At 72.9% G+C, this 18120-nt stretch carries 13 protein-coding genes; 12 read left to right on the forward strand and 1 reads right to left on the reverse strand.

Going from position 1 to position 18120, the window contains the following annotated elements:
* Positions 1–228 precede the first annotated feature (228 nt).
* Complete coding sequence (locus ACH4TG_RS40440; protein WP_398248234.1) at positions 229–1455, forward strand: cellulose-binding domain-containing protein; 1227 nt, start codon at positions 229–231, stop codon at positions 1453–1455.
* A gap of 112 nt (positions 1456–1567) precedes the next feature.
* Here the strand turns inward: ACH4TG_RS40440 and ACH4TG_RS40445 are convergent, their stop codons facing one another.
* Complete coding sequence (locus ACH4TG_RS40445; RefSeq protein WP_398248236.1) at positions 1568–2974, reverse strand: cellulose binding domain-containing protein; 1407 nt, start codon at positions 2972–2974, stop codon at positions 1568–1570.
* Positions 2975–3186: 212 nt separating this feature from the next.
* Between ACH4TG_RS40445 and ACH4TG_RS40450 the strand changes: the two genes are divergently transcribed.
* From ACH4TG_RS40450 to ACH4TG_RS40500, 11 genes are all read left to right on the forward strand, one after another.
* Entirely contained in the window at positions 3187–4017 is an 831-nt protein-coding gene (locus tag ACH4TG_RS40450; protein WP_398248238.1) for an aldo/keto reductase, read from the forward strand.
* Between the two features lie 72 nt (positions 4018–4089).
* The gene (locus ACH4TG_RS40455) at positions 4090–5034 is read left to right on the forward strand and encodes a ketopantoate reductase family protein (RefSeq protein WP_398248240.1); all 945 of its coding nucleotides are present in this window, start codon (positions 4090–4092) and stop codon (positions 5032–5034) included.
* Between the two features lie 36 nt (positions 5035–5070).
* Positions 5071–5709: a CGNR zinc finger domain-containing protein gene (locus ACH4TG_RS40460; protein WP_398248241.1), complete on the forward strand. Its 639-nt coding sequence runs from the start codon at positions 5071–5073 to the stop codon at positions 5707–5709.
* Positions 5710–5891: 182 nt separating this feature from the next.
* On the forward strand, positions 5892–7109 hold the full coding sequence (locus ACH4TG_RS40465; RefSeq protein WP_398248243.1) for a GNAT family N-acetyltransferase: 1218 nt from the start codon (positions 5892–5894) through the stop codon (positions 7107–7109).
* Positions 7110–7564: 455 nt separating this feature from the next.
* Positions 7565–8653 carry a sugar ABC transporter substrate-binding protein gene (locus tag ACH4TG_RS40470; RefSeq protein WP_398248245.1) on the forward strand — a complete coding sequence of 363 codons (1089 nt, stop codon included), beginning with the start codon at positions 7565–7567 and terminating at the stop codon, positions 8651–8653.
* A gap of 342 nt (positions 8654–8995) precedes the next feature.
* Positions 8996–10537, forward strand: coding sequence for a Re/Si-specific NAD(P)(+) transhydrogenase subunit alpha (locus ACH4TG_RS40475; protein ID WP_398248247.1), 1542 nt, complete (start codon positions 8996–8998; stop codon positions 10535–10537).
* 9 nt (positions 10538–10546) lie between these two features.
* Positions 10547–11983, forward strand: coding sequence for a Re/Si-specific NAD(P)(+) transhydrogenase subunit beta (pntB, locus tag ACH4TG_RS40480; RefSeq protein ID WP_398248249.1), 1437 nt, complete (start codon positions 10547–10549; stop codon positions 11981–11983).
* A gap of 353 nt (positions 11984–12336) precedes the next feature.
* Positions 12337–14133, forward strand: coding sequence for a glycoside hydrolase family 76 protein (locus ACH4TG_RS40485; protein ID WP_398248251.1), 1797 nt, complete (start codon positions 12337–12339; stop codon positions 14131–14133).
* Positions 14134–14379: 246 nt separating this feature from the next.
* Positions 14380–15897, forward strand: a complete 1518-nt coding sequence (gene glpK / locus ACH4TG_RS40490; RefSeq protein WP_398248253.1) for a glycerol kinase GlpK — start codon at positions 14380–14382, stop codon at positions 15895–15897.
* Positions 15898–16187: 290 nt separating this feature from the next.
* Positions 16188–17135 (forward strand): N(4)-(beta-N-acetylglucosaminyl)-L-asparaginase, encoded by a 948-nt coding sequence (locus ACH4TG_RS40495; RefSeq protein WP_398248255.1) that lies wholly within the window; start codon positions 16188–16190, stop codon positions 17133–17135.
* 26 nt (positions 17136–17161) lie between these two features.
* Positions 17162–17992 carry a M55 family metallopeptidase gene (locus ACH4TG_RS40500; protein ID WP_398248256.1) on the forward strand — a complete coding sequence of 277 codons (831 nt, stop codon included), beginning with the start codon at positions 17162–17164 and terminating at the stop codon, positions 17990–17992.
* The last annotated feature ends 128 nt before the right edge of the window (positions 17993–18120 follow it).

Below are 18120 nucleotides of genomic sequence, written 5' to 3' on the forward strand. Positions count from 1 at the left end.
GGTCGGGGGCGTGCGGGGGGGGTGGGGTGGGGGTTCTGCGTGGGGGGGGGGGGGGGGGGGGGGGGGCCCGGGCGCGGGGGGGGGGGGGGGGCCTGGGGGGGGTTGGGGGGGGGGGGGGGGGGGGGGGGGGGGGGGGGCCGCCCCCCCCCCCCCCCCGCGGGCTTTGCAGCGGGCCGTACCGCTGCCACCATGGGAGCGCTCCCATACCCCCACCTCCGGAGGAGCGCCATGACCATCCCCCGCATCGCCCCGCTGCTCGCCCGGCTACGGCGCAGGCCCTGGCCGCTGCTGCTGGCCGCCGCCGCCCTGATCGCCCCGGCCGCGCTCGCCCTGCCGGCCAGCGGCGCGTCGGCCGGCTGCTCGGTCGCCTACACGGACAACCAGTGGGCCGGCGGCTACACCGCGCAGATCCACGTCACCAACCTCGGTGCACCGGTGAGCAGTTGGCAGCTGGCCTGGACCTACGGCGGCGACCAGCACGTGACGTCGGCGTGGAACGCCCAGGTCACCCAGACCGGTTCGCAGGTCGTCGCCGCCAGCCTCGGCTACAACGGCACGCTGGCCACCGGCGCCTCCACGGACTTCGGCCTCCAGGGCACGTGGCAGAGCGCCGATCCGGTACCGGCCGGCTTCACCCTCAACGGGACGGCCTGCAATGGCGGCACGCAGACCACACCGCCCACCACCCCGCCGACGACACCCCCCACCACGCCTCCGACGACGCCCCCCACGACCCCGCCGGCCACTCCCCCGACGTCACCGCCGTCCGGGTGTGCGGGGGCCGTGATCTGCTCCGGCTTCGAGGACCAGACCGGCACCTCCCCCAGCGGTGACTGGCAGACCGCCGCGCCGGACTGCCAGGGCACCGGGACGGTGACCGTGGACTCCTCGGTCGCCCACTCCGGGACCAGGTCCCTGCGGGTGGACGGCAAGGCGGGCTACTGCAACCACGCCTTCGCGGTGAGCACCACGGACCTGTCCGGCGTCGGACCCGTGGTCTACCTGCGGATGTGGGTGCGGCACACCACGGCGCTGCCCGCCTCGCACGTCGCGTTCGTCTCGATGCCCGACGCCTCGCAGGGCGGCCGGGCGCTGCGGATCGGCGGGCAGAACGGCGCCCTGCAGTGGAACCGGGAGTCGGACGACGCGACGCTGCCGGCGCAGAGCCCGGCCGGCGTGGCACTGAGCAGCCCGCTGCCGACGGACCGCTGGGTGTGCCTGCGGTTCGCCGTGGACACCTCGGCGCCGCACGCGGACACCTGGCTGGACGACCAGCAGGTGCCGGGGCTGCACCTGGACGGCGTGCCGACGCAGGACGTCGACCAGCAGTGGCTGAGCAGCACCGTGCCGCCGCGGCCGACCGCGCTGCGGCTGGGCTGGGAGAGCTACGCCACGGGTGACGACACGGTGTGGTTCGACGACGTCGCCGTGGGGTCCTCGCCGATCGGCTGCTGAGCCCGGACGCCGCAGGGCCCGAACGCCGCGGGACCGGACCACCGCTTCGGCAGCGGTGGTCCGGTCCCTTGCGCGTAGCACCCTCGCGGCCTCCGGGCGCCGGGTGCTCCGGTCAGGTGCTGGTGCAGACCGGTAGGCCCAGGTCCTGGCCGGAGCCGGACAGCGTCATGCCGAAGGACGTCGAACCCCCGGCAGGGATCGTCCCGTTGTACCCGGCGTTGCGCACCGTGGTCGGTGGGGCCGCGGAGTCCAGGGACGCGTTCCAGATGTTCGCGACGGACACCCCCGAGGGCAGCGCCAGCCGGACCGCCCACGAACCGGTCGGCGCCGTACCGGTGTTGAGCACCGTCACGTCGGCCTGGTAGCCGCCGGGCCAGGAGTTGGAGACGTGCACGGTGGCCGAGCAGCCGCCGGTGGCAGGAGGCGTGGTGGGCGGGGTGGTCGGAGGAGTCGTCGGCGGGGTGGTCGGAGGAGTCGTGGGCGGCGTCGTCGGCGGGGTGCTGTCACCGCCCTGCGTGGTGTAGGTGGCGGCGGTGTACGCGGGACCGCAGGTGTTCGCGCAGGAGCCGGGGAGCGAGAAGGCGTAGGTGCGGCCGCCGAACAGGTACGCGTCGGACGCGTCCTTGACCCGGATGGTGAAGTCGGTGCCGCCCGAGGCGGTGGGCGCGAGGATGAACGCCTGGCCCATGTCGCTGTCCATCTGCGCGTCGTGCCAGGTGCCGTCGGCCAGGTACTCCACGCCGTGCACGCCGTTGGGCAGGTGCGAGACGGAGATCGCGGGCCACCAGCGCTGGGCCCCCTGCAGGAAGCCGATCTTGATGTCGCCGGTGTAGTCCGGCGCGGGGACGTAACTCCACGAGATGTGGCGGTTGTTCCAGTGGTCGGGCAGGCCGGTGACCGGGGCGCCGTTCTGCGTGAAGCGGTCGAGGGAGGCGGTCGCCAGGTCGAGGTGGTTCGGGTCGTCGCGGCACCAGGCGTTGGCGTCGGCGCAGCTGTCGGCGACGAGCATCGTCAGGGTGGCGCCGTCGTAGGAGTCGGCGGTCCAGGCTCCGTTGCGGCAGAACGGCTGGCCGGGGGCGCCGTCGTTGGTGCCCGTGCAGTAGTCGCCGATGGTGACCCGCACCCAGCGCCCGCAGTTGTGCCCGTTGTCCCAGGCGCCGATCCGTGCGCTCTGGTCCGGCGGCACCGGGCGCGGGTACATCGTGTAGTCGCCGGGGGTGTTGAAGACGTTGAGCGCGACGAAGTCCTGCGTCTCCAGCTCGGACTGGGGCATGCCGCAGCCGCCGTAGGGCTGGCCGAGGCCGTCGAAGTGGGTGGCGTTGCCGGTGAAGTCGGCCGTGGCGGCGGCCGGTTGCGCGCGGCCGGCCGGGCTGGCGGCGCCCGGGGTCGCGGCCGGCGCCGGGATCATCGTCAGGGCGCACACCAGCGCGGCGCCCAGCAGGGCGGCGAGGGTGGCGGCGAGGCGCCTGGAGGCCCGGCGCGCGGGCCTCGGTGGTGCGTGCTGCTCGGTACGGCTCATGGGACGTCTCCGGAAAGTGTGGGGGGAGGGCAATCGGGTTGCCCGGAACGGAGTCCTATGGGAGCGCTCCCATATTGCTGCCGCCACGGACCGCTGTCCAGCGCCCGGGGCGTCACCCGGACAGGGCGCGTGCCGGGCCGGTGGTCGCCGGGCCGCCGTAGGCTGGCCGAAAGGCTCGCCGGCCCGCCACGCAGGACATGAGGGGACACGCCATGCCCACGGTTCCGGTCCACGCGCTCAACGACGGCACCTCGCTGCCCGGCATCGGCCTGGGTACCTATCCGATGGACGACGCGACGGCCGAACGCGCGGTCGCCGAGGCCATCGGCGCCGGGTACCGGCTGGTGGACACGGCGACGAACTACCGCAACGAGACCGGCACCGGGCGCGGCGTCGCCGCAAGCGGGGTGGCCCGCGAGGAGATCGTGGTCACCACCAAGCTGCCCGGCCGCCACCACGGCTACGACGAGACGCTGGCGTCGTTCGAGGAGTCGCGCCGGCGGCTCGGCCTGGAGTACGTCGACCTGTACCTGATCCACTGGCCGCTGCCGCGGGTGGACCGGTACGTGGACTCGTGGCGGGCGATGATCAAGCTGCGCGAGGACGGGCTGGTCCGCTCGATCGGGGTCTCCAACTTCACCGCCGAGCACGTCGACCGGCTGGAGCGGGAGACCGGCGTGCTGCCGTCGGTGAACCAGATCGAGATGCATCCCCTCTTCCCGCAGGAGGAGTTGCGCGCCGCGCTGGCCGCCAAGGGCGTGGCGGTGGAGAGCTGGAGCCCGCTGGGCCGGGGCGGCGACCTGCTCGCCGATCCCGCGGTCACCGCCGCGGCGGCGGCGCACGGCCGTACTCCGGGCCAGGTCGTCCTGCGCTGGCACACGCAGTCGGGCGTGGTACCCATCCCCAAGTCCGGCGACCCGGACCGGCGGCGGGAGAACCTCGACATCTTCGACTTCGAGCTCACCAAGGAGGAGATGGCGGCGATCTCCGCTCCCCCGCACCGGCGGCTGGGCGGCGATCCCCGCCACCACGAGGAGTTCTGACGGTCCTATGCTGGGTCAGGATAACCTCCTGAGGGGTTATCAAGGGCTCGATGGGAAAGGACTGTGGTCGCCATGCGGATTGCCGTCGTCGGAGCGGGTGGCGTCGGGGGGTTCTTCGGCGCGCGGCTCGCGGCCGCGGGCGACGAGGTCACCTTCGTCGCGCGGGGCCGCCATCTGGAAGCGATCAGGGAGCACGGCCTGGCCGTCCGCAGCCCGCTGGGCGACCTCCGGGTGGCACCGGAGTCCGTGGTGCCGTCGATCGCCGGGATCCCGGCCGCGGACGTCGTGCTGGTCGCGGTGAAGCTGTGGGACACCGAGGAGGTCGCCGCGCAGTTGCGGCCGCTGGCCGAGGGCGGGGCCGCGGTGATCTCGCTGCAGAACGGCGTGCAGAAGGACGACGTGCTGCGCGCGCACCTGCCGGAGGGCTCCGTCATGGGCGGGGTCTGCTACATCTCGGCGTCCATCGAGGAACCGGGCGTGGTGCGCCACCACGGCGCCCTGCAGAAGCTGGTCTTCGGCGAGTTCGGGGCCCGCGGCGCCGAACCGTCGCTGCGGGCGGGCGCGTTGCTCGACCGCTGTGCCGCGGCCGGGATCACCGCCGAGGTGAGCGCCGACATCGAGCGGGTGATCTGGGAGAAGTTCGTCTTCCTGGTCGGCCTGTCCGGCACCACCTCGGCGGTACGGCAGCCGATCGGCGTGGTGCGGGGCACGGAGGGCTCCCGGACGCTGCTGCGGGACGTGATGCGCGAGGCCGCCGCGGTCGGCCGGGCCAGGGGCGTGGACCTGGAGGCGCGGCTCGCGGACGAGCGACTGGCGTTCTGCGACACGCTGCCGGCCGACATGACGTCCTCGATGCACAACGACCTCAAGCGCGGCAACCGCCTCGAACTCCCCTGGCTGAGCGGCGCCGTGGCCGATCTCGGCGCCGAACTGGGGGTGCCGGTGCCGCGCAACCGCGCGGTCGCCGACATCCTCTCCCCGTACGTCCTGGGTGCTCCCGAGGACAGCACCGCGTAACCCCCTGAGGGGTTTGTGGAGGAGTAGGGTGCAGGGATGACAGCGCCGGAGAGGGACGCGACCGCGCAGGTCGGGAGCGGGCCGCGGCCCCGGATCACCGCCCGGACGCGCAGCCTGCGGTTCGACGCGGGCGGCACGGCCCTCAACCTCGTCGCCACCCTCGGCCGCCGCCACGGCGAGCGGGTGGAGCGCCTCGACGGGCCGGACCGGCTCCTCGCGTGGTGCGACGGCGTCGCGGTGCGGTTGCGGGACGACGAGGCCACCGAGGGCCTCGTCGCGGAACTGCGGCTGCTGCGGGAGGCCCTGTACGACGTCGGGTCCGCGGACCTGCGCGGCACCGCGCCGGGGCTGCCGTCGGTGGCACTGGTCAACGAGTGCGCGTGCCGGACGGCTGTGCCGGCACCGCGCCTGGAGACCGGCCCCGGCGGGGTGTTCGTGCCGGCGCCGGAGCTGACCGGGCGGCAGTTGCAGTCGCTCGTCGCGCGCGACCTGATCGCCGTCATGGCCGACCCGGTACGGCGCGCCGAGCTGCGCGAGTGCGGCGCGCCGGAGTGCCGCATGCTCTACCTCGACGGCACGCCGGGGCGGCGCCGGCGCTGGTGCTCGATGCGCCGCTGCGGCAACAACGCGAAGGCCGCCCGGCACCGCGGCCGCGCGGGCGCCGCGCCCGAGTGACACCGGGCCGCCCCCCTTCCCCGGCGGTCGGCATGCGTGGACGGCGAGCGTCCGGCAGCGGCGGCCGGGGCGGCGGAAAACCCGGTGGCCGCCGCCGTCGCCGACCCACAAGACTGAGGGGTCGTCCGTCATCCGCAGCGCCCGAGCCGCAGCGGCCGCCCGGCCCACCGAAGGGACCCGCCATGCAGATCCGCGCCACCAGCGAGGCCGACCGCGAGAACTACGTGAGCACCCTGCTCACCGCGTTCGGCAACGTCGCCGAGCCGCCGGCCGAGGGCGAGGGCTCCTGGTGGTCCGGGTTCGAGATGGACCGCGGCCTGGTCGCGGAGACCGACGACGGCCGGATCGTGGCCACCGCAGGCGCGTACTCCTTCGAACTGACCATGCCCGGCGGAGCCCTGGTACCGGTGGCCGGCGTCACGGCCGTCGGCGTGCTGCCCACCCACCGCCGGCAGGGCATCCTCACCTCGCTCATGCGCCGCCTGCTGGACGACGTCGCCGCGCGCGGCGAGTGCATGGCCGTACTGCTGGCCTCCGAGGCGGTCATCTACCGGCGGTTCGGCTACGGCCCCGCCACGTTCACCCAGCGCCTGACCCTGGCGAAGCACCGCGCCGCGCCGGCCGGTCCCGCCCCGGCTGGGTCGGTGACCGTGCGGCAGCGCGCCGAGTGCGGCGAGGAACTCGCGGCGGTGTACGACGCCTACCGGCGCACCCAGCCGGGCGCGCTGTCCCGCCACCCGAAAGCCTGGCAGAGCGGTGCGGGGCAGCCGCCGGTCGCCCTGACCCGGCGGCTGGTCGCCTTCCACCACGACGAGCAGGGCCGCCCCGACGGCTACGCCGCCTACCTCGTCGGCGCCGTGGACCCGCTGACCGGGGCGCGGCCGCTGACGGTCGACGAGATGGTGGCCGAGAACCGCGACGCCTACGCGGGCCTGTTCCGCTTCTTCACCGAGCACGACCTGGTGACCGAGCTGGTCTTCAAGTCCCTGCCGCGCTCCGGGTGGTTGCGCTGGCTGCTGGAGGACTACCGCGCGGCCGCGGTCACCCGCGACAGCGACTGGCTGTGGGTCCGGGTGCTGGACGTGCCGCGGGCGCTGACCGCCCGCACCTACCCCGTGGACGGCCGGCTGGTCCTGGACGTCGCCGACGGCACCCGCGACGACGTCGCCGGGCGCTACGCGCTGACCGTCACCGACGGGGTCGCGGCCTGCGAACGCAGCGACGACGCCCCCGACCTGGCGCTGGACGTCAGCGACCTGGGCTCGGTCCTGCTCGGCGGCACGGCCCCCTCGACCCTCGCGGAGGCCGGCCGGATCGCCGCCCGCACCCCGCGCGCCCTCCCCCTCGCCGACGCCCTCTTCCGCAGCCCCCGCACCCCGCACTGCGTGCACTGGTTCTGATTTTTTTGCCGGCCTCTCGCCTCCGGGCCCTTGAATCCGGTGTCTGCCGGTCGATCGTGCTCGCTCGCTGCGCTCACTGCGCGCTCCCCCAGAGCTTCACCTGGTAGGTACCCCCACCCTCTAGACACCGGCGGGCCCCTTGGCTCGATGCGTACAGGGGCGCCCTCGTCCGGCATGGGGATCAGGGGGGCCGGCCCCGCGGTCCGTGACGCCTGGACGTCCCCGGGTGAAGTTCTGACTTTGGTCCTATCTCCCGTGCGACTTCCGGACGACGGGGCACACTATTTGACGAACCAGACGTCAGGCGGCCCTTCGCCCGGTGGTGGGAGCGTGTTCAACTCCGGGTTGGAGCAATTCTCTTGGTGTCGGCTTATTGACGCGCGGGCGGCGCGGCCGATTGACTCGCCGTCACCTGGGCCGTGGTGTTGCGGCCCTGTCCCGGGAGGCAGCGTTCGATGACCGCGTTGAGGCGTCGTGTGATCGTGGGGACGGCCGTCGTGTCGATGGCACTGGCGTTGGCCGCGTGCGGCAAGGCGGGTGACAAGAAGTCGGATTCGGCAGGCTCGGGCAGCAAGGTGATCGGCATCCTGCTGCCGGACACCGTGACCGCCCGCTACGAGCGGTTCGACCGGCCGCTGATGGAGGCCAGGATCAAGGAGCTGTGCTCCGACTGCACGGTGACGTACGCCAACGCCACCGGCGACGCCTCCAAGCAGGCCCAGCAGGTCACCAGCATGATCACCAAGGGCGCGAAGGTGATCGTGCTGGACGCCCAGGACTCCGTCGGCATCCGCTCCTCGGTGCAGGCCGCGGTGGAGAAGGGCATCAAGGTGGTGGCGTACGACCGCCTGGCGCAGGGCCCGGTCTCGGCCTACGTCTCGTACGACAACGAGAAGGTCGGCGAGCTGCAGGGCCAGGCCCTGCTGGACGCCCTGGGGCCGAAGGCCACCCCGCAGTCCAAGATCGTCATGATCAACGGCGACGACGCCGACCCGAACGCCGCCCAGTTCAAGGCGGGCGCGCACAAGATCCTCGACGGCAAGGTGGACATCGCCTACGAGCAGAGCGGCCTGTGGAAGGACACCGTCGCCAACCAGAAGGTGACGGCGGCCCTCACCTCGGTCGGCGCGAAGAACATCGTCGGCGTCTACTCGGCCAACGACACGATGGCCGGCGGTATCGCCACCGCCCTCAAGGGCGCCGGCCTGCACGTGCCGCTGACCGGCCAGGACGCCGACCTCGCGGCCATCCAGCGGATCCTGGCGGGCACCCAGTCCGCGACCGTCTACAAGGCCTACAAGCCGGAGGCCGACGCCACCGCGGAGATCGCCGTCGACCTGCTGCAGGGCAAGGACTTCGCATCCGTCGCCGACACCACCGCCACGAGCGGCTCGGGGCAGAGCGTCCCGGCCAAGCTGCTCACCGCGGTCTCGGTGACCACGGCGAACATCAAGGACACCGTGGTCAAGGACGGCATGTACACCCTCGCCCAGATCTGCACCCCGGAGTTCGCCCAGGCGTGCAAGGCCAACGGCCTCCAGTAGTCCGTTCGGACGCGCCCGACCGAGGGCCGTCCGCGTGCCGCACCCCGGCCCGGGGCCCGCCTCGACGGCGGGCCCCGGGCCTTCTGGTGCGTGCGGGCGGCCCGTCCTGCGCTCCGGACAGGGTCTTTTGCGGCTCGAGCGCGGGGCCTTAGGGTGCGGCAGACCACATCGAAGGCTGCTTGTGCTGTGCAGGGCGCTCCTCCACTGTCTGGGGATGCATCGCAGGGCAGTTCGTCGTTCCTGCACGCTGTCCGTCCGTCATCAACCGATGGCCCTGACCGATGTCCCGAAGTTCCGACCTTTCCTGTTCGTTGTCCCATCACGAGGCGAGAGGGGATCACGATGTCTGATGCAGCAGCACAACAGATCGGTGTCGTCGCGGAGTCCAGCACCGGGGAGACCCGGGTGGCGGCCACACCCCAGACCGTCCGCCAGCTCCTCGCCCTGGGGTACGCGGTGGTGGTCGAGTCGGGTGCGGGTACCGCGTCCGGCTTCTCCGACGATGCCTACACCGAGGCCGGAGCCGCCGTCGGGGACGCCTGGCAGGCGGACGTCGTGCTGAAAGTGAACGCGCCCTCGCACGAGGAGATCGCGCGGCTGCGCGAGGGCGCCACCCTGATCGGGCTGATCAGCCCCGGCCAGTCGCCGGAGCTGCTGGACGAGCTGGCCGCCCGTCCCATCACGGTGCTCGCGATGGACGCGGTGCCGCGCATCTCGCGCGCGCAGTCGATGGACGTCCTCAGCTCGATGGCCAACATCGCCGGGTACCGGGCGGTCATCGAGGCCGCCCACGTCTTCGGGCGGTTCTTCACCGGCCAGGTGACCGCCGCCGGCAAGGTCCCGCCGGCGAAGGTGCTGGTGGCCGGCGCGGGCGTCGCGGGACTCGCGGCGATCGGTGCCGCCGGCAGCCTGGGGGCGGTGGTACGGGCCACCGACCCGCGTCCCGAGGTCGCCGACCAGGTCAGGTCGCTGGGCGGTGAGTTCCTCGCCGTGGAGGTGGTGCAGGAGGAGAGCACCGACGGCTACGCCAAGGCGACCTCGGAGGAGTACGACCGCAGGGCCGCGGAGATCTACCACGAGCAGGCCGCGGACGTCGACGTCGTCATCACCACGGCCCTCATCCCCGGCCGGCCGGCTCCCCGGCTGCTCACGGCGGAGGACGTGGCGGTGATGAAGCCGGGCAGCGTCATCGTGGACATGGCCGCGGCCCAGGGCGGCAACGTGGCGGGCACGGTCGCCGGGCGGGCGGTGGTGACCGAGAACGGCGTGACGATCATCGGCTACACCGACCTGGCCGGCCGGTTGCCCGCCCAGGCGTCCCAGCTGTACGGCACCAACCTGGTCAACCTGATGAAGCTGCTCACGCCCGGCAAGGACGGCCGGCTGGTGCTCGACTTCGACGACGTGGTGCAGCGCTCGGTGACGGTGGCGCGCGACGGCGAGAAGACCTGGCCGCCACCGCCCGTCCAGGTGTCGGCCGCGCCCGTGGCCGCCCCGGTGCCGACCCCCGCGGCGCCGGTCCAGGAGAAGCGGCGGCTGTCGTCCTCGGGCCGGTACGGGCTGATCGCCCTCGGCATGCTCGCGCTGTTCCTGCTCATCGGCTTCTCGCCGGCCCAACTGGCCGGGAACTTCACGGTGTTCGTGCTGGCCGTGGTGATCGGCTACTACGTCATCGGCAAGGTGCACCACGCCCTGCACACCCCGCTGATGTCGGTGACCAACGCGATCTCCGGGATCGTGGTCATCGGGGCGCTGCTGCAGTTCGGGCACGACCGGGTCGTGGTCTCGGTGCTGTCGTTCGTGGCGATCCTGCTGACCAGCATCAACGTCTTCGGAGGGTTCGCCGTCACCCGTCGCATGCTCAGCATGTTCACGAAAGGCTGAGGTCGAAGCATGAACGCCAGTACAGCCACGCAGTCCGCCGACGTCGTCGCGGCGCTGCTGTTCATCCTCAGCCTGGCCGGGCTCTCCCAGCACCGGACCTCGCGCTCCGGGGTGGTCTTCGGCATCTGCGGCATGGCCTGCGCCCTGATCGCCACCATCGTGTTCGCCGGGCGGAGCATCTCCGGCGGCGCGGTGCTGCTCATCCTGGTGGCGATGGCCGTCGGCGCGGCGGTCGGCCTGTGGCGGGCCCGCGTCGTCGAGATGACCGGGATGCCGGAACTCATCGCCATGCTGCACAGCTTCGTGGGTCTCGCGGCGGTCCTGGTCGGCTGGAACAGCTACCTGGACGTCGAGGCCCGCGGTTCCGCGCAGACCGAGATCGCCTCGAACCTGCTGCGCATCCACCACGCCGAGGTGTTCATCGGCATCTTCATCGGCGCCGTCACCTTCACCGGCTCCATCATCGCCTTCCTGAAGCTGTCCGCCAGGATCAAGTCGAGCCCGCTGATGCTGCCGGGCAAGAACGCGCTCAACCTCGGTGCGCTGGCGGTCTTCGTGGGGCTCACCATCTGGTTCTGCGCGAGCCCGGGCCTCGGGCTGATGATCGCCGTCACCGCGGTGGCGCTCGCGCTGGGCTGGCATCTCGTCGCCTCCATCGGCGGCGGCGACATGCCGGTGGTGGTCTCGATGCTCAACAGCTACTCGGGGTGGGCGGCGGCCGCCGCCGGCTTCCTGCTCGACAACAACCTGCTGATCGTCACCGGCGCCCTCGTCGGCTCCTCCGGTGCCTACCTGTCCTACATCATGTGCAAGGCGATGAACCGGTCCTTCGTGTCGGTCATCGCGGGCGGGTTCGGCATCGAGGCGCCGGCCGGCGGCGACGCGGAGACCGGCGAGCACCGCGAGACCACCGTGGAGGAGGCGGCCGAGCTCCTGCAGAGCGCCGGCTCGGTGATCATCACGCCCGGCTACGGGATGGCGGTGGCGCAGGCCCAGCACCCGGTGGCCGAGCTGACCCGGGTGCTGCGGGACCAGGGCGTGGACGTCAGGTTCGGGGTGCACCCGGTGGCCGGCCGGCTGCCGGGCCACATGAACGTGCTGCTGGCCGAGGCGAACGTGCCGTACGACGTCGTGCTGGAGATGGACGAGATCAACGACGACTTCGCCGCCACCTCGGTGGTGCTGGTGATCGGCGCCAACGACACCGTCAACCCGGCGGCGATGGACGACCCGTCCAGCCCGATCGCGGGCATGCCGGTGTTGCGGGTGTGGGAGTCCGAGACCGTGATCGTCTTCAAGCGGTCGATGGCCTCCGGCTACGCCGGGGTGCAGAACCCGCTGTTCTTCCGCGAGAACAGCCGGATGCTGTTCGGCGACGCCAAGCAGAGCGTGGAGGGCATCCTGCGCGCCCTGCACCTGCCGGAGAAGAGCCTGGCCTCCTCCTAGCTCCCCGCGCGACTCCAAGTGCCCCGGGCCGGCGGCCGGTTGCCGTCCCGGGGCACCGGTGCGTCGTGGCCCGGCGCCCGCTCCCCGCCTGCTCCCCGCCCACTGAGCAAAGTCTTGACTGAACATGACAACGGTGTCTCAATGTGCCGTACAACGTTGCAAACCAGCGGAGTTGACGGCGCGAGGGAGATCCCGTGCGGACACCGGAGTTACCCAGGGCATCAGCGTCATCCAAGGCATCTGCGTTATCCGGGGCATCAACGCCCTCCAGCACATCGGCGCCGCGGAGGCGCCCGGCCGCGCTCCCGCCGGCGGCGGTGTGGTGCGCGCTCCTGACGGCCCTGCTGCTGCTCGTGGCACCGGCCCCCCGCGCGGCGGCCGCCGCGCCCGCCCCGCAGGCCGCCGCCACCGTGTGCGCGCTGGCCTGCGACACCCTCGACCCGTCGCAGGCGGCCCAGGAGACCTTCCCGGTGCCGAACGTGACGATCAACGGGCGCCTGCTCGAACTGCACGTCGACGACGTCACCGGCATGGCGTGGGCGAGCATCGACCACGGGCAGCTCAACGACTCGGTGTGGCTCGACCGCTCCTGGGACGGCGGCACCACCTGGGACGGCCTGCTCGGCAAGGCGTCGATCCCGTCCACGTGGACCGGCACCCGGACGCTGATGTACAACCTCTACGATCCGTCGAACCACCGGCGTGCGGTGCTGCGGGCCTGCGGTGACGCCCAGGGCGTGACCTGCACCCAGTGGGCGCACCTGAAGGTCTGCGCCGCGGTCTGCGACGGCACGGACGCCGCGGGCGGCGACACCCAGCCGGTCGCCCCCACCACGCTCTCCGGCCGCACCATCGCCCTGCACACCGACTCCTCGGGCATGGCCTGGGCCTCGCTGTCCTCCGGCACGGCGGGCGACGAGGTGTGGCTCGACCGCTCCTGGGACAGCGGCGCCGACTGGCCCGACGGCTCCTCCCTCGGCCGGCTGAGCGTGCCGGCCGGCGGCACCGGAACCCGCACGGTGAAGATCAACACCAGCGACCCGCTGGGCCGGCTGTACGGCGGGGCGGTGCGGGCCTGCGGGCGGGCGGTGGAGGGGCAGAACGGCAGCTGCACCGCGTGGGCCCGGCCCGCGCTCGGCCGCGCCTCGGCCGCCGCGGACGCCCTGATGTACTCCTACGACCCGAACACCGCCTACTGGCCGTCCAGCTGGTGGAACTCCGCGGTCGCCCTCGCCACCGTGATCGACTACATGCGGCAGACCGGGGACACCCGGTACGCCTGGATCGTCGACCGCACCTACCGCGTCGACAAGGTGTCCTTCCCGGCCGGCGCCCGCAGCTCCGACCCGATCGACGGCGACTTCATCAGCCGCTCCACCGACGACTCCGAGTGGTGGGCGCTGGCCTGGCTCGACGCCTACGACCTCACCCATGACGCCCGGTACCTCGACGAGGCCGTGACCATCGCGAACTACGTCCAGGGCCTGTGGGACACCAGCACCTGCGGCGGCGGGGTGTGGTGGGACCGGGAACGCACCTACAAGAACGCGGTCACCAACGGGCTGTGGGTGCGCATCACCGCGGAGCTGCACAACCGGATCAGCGGAGACACGCTCTGGCTCGGCCGGGCGACGACCGCGTGGAACTGGTTCACCGGCAGCGGAATGATCAACTCCTCCGGCCTGGTCAACGACGGCCTGACCAACGCGTGCACCAACAACGGCCAGACGGTGTGGAGTTACAACCAGGGGCTGGCCATCGGCGCCGGGGTGGAGATCTGGCGGGCCACCGGCGACGCCTCGGCCCTGGCCACCGCCCGGCGGCTGGCGGACGCGGCGGTCGCCAGCCCGTCCCTGGTGACCGGGGGCGTGCTCACGGAGCCGTGCGACACGGCGACCTCCGGCTGCGACGACAACGGCAAGCAGTTCAAGGGCGTCTTCATGCGCTACCTGCAGGACCTGGACACGGTCACCGGCAACGCCTACCGGGGGTTCGCCACCACCCAGGCGGACAGCCTCTGGAACGCCGACCGCGACAGCCTCAACCGGTTCGGCGAGCGCTGGGCGGGCAGCGGCGGCTCCTCGGCACCGAACGTCAGCGACTGGCGGACCGAGGCATCGGCGCTCAGCGCCCTGCTGGCGGCCGGATAGCCCCGTCCGGCCGCACCCCGCGCCGGCCGGCCACCCCGGCCCCGGCCGGCGCGAGACCTCCACCCCGGTCGCGGCGTCCCCGCCGCGGCCGGGTACCGACCCGTCCGTGTCGTCCGGACGGGTCAGTACCGCGCGACGCCACACGGCACGGCGTGTTTCGGTGTGAGGCAGGAGCGCATCGAGCGAGCCTCAGCCGGCCACCGAGGACCGGCGGGAAGCGCTCCACCCCCACGAGAGGCAGCTAGCATGGCGGACTTCGTCGGCGCGGTGGACCAAGGCACCACCAGCAGCCGCTTCATGATCTTCGACCACAACGGCAACGAGGTGGCCAAGCACCAGTTGGAGCACACCCAGTACCTGCCGAAACCGGGCTGGGTGGAGCACGACCCGATCGAGATCTGGGAGCGCACCAACGTCGCGATCCAGAACGCGATGCGCACGGCCGGCCTGACGGCCGCCGACCTCGCCGCGATCGGCATCACCAACCAGCGCGAGACCACCGTCGTGTGGGACCCGCGCACCGGCCGGCCGTACGGCAACGCGATCGTCTGGCAGGACACCAGGACCGACTCGATCGCCAAGGCGCTGGAACGCGACGGGCACGGCGACCTGATCCGGCGCCGGGCGGGCCTGCCGCCGGCGACGTACTTCTCCGGCGGCAAGATCAAGTGGATCCTGGAGAACGTCGAAGGCGTGCGGGCCGCGGCCGAGCAGGGCCACGCGCTGTTCGGCACCACCGACTGCTGGGTGCTGTGGAACCTCACCGGCGGCCCCAACGGCGGCATCCACGCCACCGACGTCACCAACGCCAGCCGCACCATGCTGATGGACCTGGAAACGCTGGACTGGGACGACGAGCTGCTCGGCATCTTCGGCATCCCGCGGGCGATGCTGCCGACGATCTACCCGTCGTCGCACCCCGAGGCGTTCGGCCAGACCCGCACCTCGCGCCCGCTCAACGCCCCGGTGCCGATCGCGGGCGTGCTCGGCGACCAGCAGGCGGCCACCGTCGGCCAGGTCTGCTTCACGCCCGGCGAGGCCAAGAACACCTACGGCACGGGCAACTTCCTGCTGCTCAACACCGGTACCGAAGCGGTGCGTTCGGAGCACGGCCTGATCACCACGGTCGCCTACAAGTTCGGCGACGCGCCCGCGGTGTACGCGCTGGAGGGCTCCATCGCGGTCACCGGCTCCGCGGTGCAGTGGCTGCGCGACCAGCTGCACGCGATCAGCAACGCGGCGGAGAGCGAACGTCTGGCCAAGACCGTCGACGGCAGCGACGGCATCTACTTCGTGCCCGCGTTCTCCGGCCTGTTCGCCCCGTACTGGCGCTCGGACGCCCGCGGCGCCATCGTCGGCCTCGCGCGCTTCCACAACAACGGCCACCTGGCCCGCGCCACCCTGGAGTCGATCTGCTACCAGAGCAAGGACGTCGTCGAGGCGATGGAGCAGGACTCCGGGGTGCACCTGGACGTGCTCAAGGTCGACGGCGGCGTCACCGCCAACGACCTGTGCATGCAGACCCAGGCCGACGTCCTCGGCGTCCCGGTCAGCCGCCCGGTCGTCGCCGAGACCACCGCGCTGGGCGCCGCGTACGCCGCCGGCCTGGCCGTCGGGTTCTGGAACAGCACCGACGAGCTGCGCGAGCACTGGCACGAGTCGAAGCGCTGGGAACCGAAGTGGACCGACGAGCAGCGGGCCACGGGCTACGCCGGCTGGAAGAAGGCCGTCGACCGCACCCTGGACTGGGTCGAGGTCGAGTAACCGCCGCCCCCTGTCCCGGCAGATCCCGCCGATCCCCCGATCCCCCCGGGTTCCGTCCGATCCCGTCCCTCCCCCGGACCTCCCGCAGGTCCGCACCGGCCCCCGGCCGGCGTCGCCGCCCCGCGCGGCCCGCCGGCCGGGGGCCGCGGCCGTCCCCACATCGTGACTGGTCACGACTGTACGAGGGGCGGACCGGGTGCGAGACTGCCAGCGCACCGGAACATGCGGCATACACGTATGCTCCGGCGACCGGCGGGGATCCCGCCGGCCGGCACTCGGACAGGAGGAACATGGCGGATCCGCTGATCATCGGCAGCGAGCGCAGCGAGGCCGGCCTGCCGGCCGGCATGGAGGTGCTCCGGCGGGGCGGCTCGGCGCTGGACGCGGTGGAGGCCGCGATGCGCCGCTGCGAGGACAACCCGGCCGACCACTACGTGGGCACCGCGGGACTGCCCAACGCCCAGGGCGTGGTGGAGCTCGACGCCTCGCTGATGCTGGGCTCCGGCCGGCAGTTCGGCGCGGTGGCGGCCCTGAAGGGCTACCCCAACCCGATCTCGGTGGCCAGGGCGGTGCTGGAGCAGCTGCCGCAGCACAGCCTGCTGGTCGGCGAGGGCGCCGAACTGTTCGCCAAGGAGTGCGGCTTCACCACCGCCGACCTGCTCACCGACGCCTCGCGCGAGCAGTGGCACAAGCAGGTCACCGACTCGCGGGAGTCGGTGGAGGGCGAGAACACCGCCGCCACCGACGGCGACCAGCGGTACCGGGAGAGCGCGCTGGCCCTGATACGCCGCCTGGCACCGCACGACGGGCCCTGGGGCACGATCAACATCATCGCCCTGGACGCCACCGGCGAGATGTGCGTCGGGGTGTCCACCTCCGGCTACCCCTACAAGTACCCCGGCCGGGTCGGGGACTCGGCGCTGCCGGGCGCCGGCAACTGGTGCGATCTGCGGGCCGGCGGCGCGGCGTGCACCGGCCGCGGCGAGCTGAGCATGCGCGGCGGCACCGCCCGCACCATCGTCGACCTGATGGCGGCCGGCCAGGACCCGTCCGAGGCGTGCCGGGCCGCGCTCGCCGACGCCGCCACGCTGCCCGACGACTACCGCTCCGAGCTGCGCGCGCTTGCCCTGACCCCGGACGGCCGCCACGGCGGCGCGGCCGGCCAGGAGGGCAGCGTCTACGTGCTGATGACCGAGGCGTCGACCGAGCCCGAGTTCCGCCCGCGGGTGGTCCTGTGACCGGCGCCGGGAAGGAGGAGGGGGCCGTGAAGATCTTCATCTCCTCCGACATGGAGGGGACGGCGGGCGTCGTCGACTGGGCGCAGTGCCGCCCCGGCCAGCCGGAGTACGGCCACTACCGCGTCCTGCTCCAGGAGGAGGTCAACGCCGCCATCGAGGGCGCGCAGGCCGGCGGCGCGAGCCGCTTCCTGGTCAACGACTCGCACTCCACGATGGCCAACCTGCGCCCGGAGCAGCTGGCCGGCCGCGCCCGCTACCTGTCGGGCCGGCACAAGCCGCTGTACATGATGCAGGGGCTCGACGGCTCCTTCGACGGCGTCTTCTTCGTCTCGTACCACGGGTCGATGTCCGGCCCGCAGGCCACGCTGTCGCACACCTACAACCCGCTGGCGATCAGCGAGGTGCGGCTGAACGGGGTGCTCGCGGGCGAGAGCGGCATCAACGCGCTGGTCGCGCTGGCGCACGGCGTTCCGGTCCTGCTGGTCACCGGTGACGAGACGACCGCGGCCGAGGCCGCGCCGTTCTGCCCGGGCGTGGTGCCGGCCGTGGTCAAGTCCTCGGTGTCCCGGTTCTCCGCCGACAGCCTGCACCCCGAGGACGCCCGCGAGGTGATCCGGGACGCCGCGCGGCGCGCGGTGGAGGGGCTGGGGTCGGCGCGGGTGCCGGACATCGAGCTGCCGGCGACGCTCACCGTGCGGATGCGCAATCCGGACCTGGCGGAGATGGCCACCTGGATCTCCGGCGTGGAGGCCGTCGCGGGCGACCCGGTCACCGTGCGGATGACCGACGACGACCCGCTGCGGCTCTACCGCACGTTCGTCACGGTCGTGCTGCTCACCCGCGGCATCGCGGAGTAGAGCGGCAGCGGCGGCGGGGGGGGCCGGGCCCCGGCCCGGCCCCCCCCGCCCCCCCGGGAAGCCCCCGACACCCCGCAACCCCCCCCCCGGGGGGGGGTGGCCGCACCCCGCCGGGACCGGGGCCCGGC

The organism is Streptomyces sp. NPDC020917 (assembly GCF_044333795.1).
Taxonomy (GTDB): Bacteria; Actinomycetota; Actinomycetes; order Streptomycetales; family Streptomycetaceae; genus Actinacidiphila.

Bases quoted from the DNA above. Each gene is read 5' to 3' on its own strand.
- glpK (WP_398248253.1), top strand. From the start codon at position 14,380: ATGGCGGACTTCGTCGGCGCGGTGGACCAAGGCACCACCAGCAGCCGC.
- ACH4TG_RS40455 (WP_398248240.1), top strand. From the start codon at position 4,090: ATGCGGATTGCCGTCGTCGGAGCGGGTGGCGTCGGGGGGTTCTTCGGC.
- ACH4TG_RS40445 (WP_398248236.1), bottom strand. From the start codon at position 2,974: ATGAGCCGTACCGAGCAGCACGCACCACCGAGGCCCGCGCGCCGGGCC.
- ACH4TG_RS40465 (WP_398248243.1), top strand. From the start codon at position 5,892: ATGCAGATCCGCGCCACCAGCGAGGCCGACCGCGAGAACTACGTGAGC.
- ACH4TG_RS40460 (WP_398248241.1), top strand. From the start codon at position 5,071: ATGACAGCGCCGGAGAGGGACGCGACCGCGCAGGTCGGGAGCGGGCCG.
- ACH4TG_RS40470 (WP_398248245.1), top strand. From the start codon at position 7,565: ATGACCGCGTTGAGGCGTCGTGTGATCGTGGGGACGGCCGTCGTGTCG.
- ACH4TG_RS40450 (WP_398248238.1), top strand. From the start codon at position 3,187: ATGCCCACGGTTCCGGTCCACGCGCTCAACGACGGCACCTCGCTGCCC.
- ACH4TG_RS40475 (WP_398248247.1), top strand. From the start codon at position 8,996: ATGTCTGATGCAGCAGCACAACAGATCGGTGTCGTCGCGGAGTCCAGC.
- ACH4TG_RS40495 (WP_398248255.1), top strand. From the start codon at position 16,188: ATGGCGGATCCGCTGATCATCGGCAGCGAGCGCAGCGAGGCCGGCCTG.
- pntB (WP_398248249.1), top strand. From the start codon at position 10,547: ATGAACGCCAGTACAGCCACGCAGTCCGCCGACGTCGTCGCGGCGCTG.
- ACH4TG_RS40440 (WP_398248234.1), top strand. From the start codon at position 229: ATGACCATCCCCCGCATCGCCCCGCTGCTCGCCCGGCTACGGCGCAGG.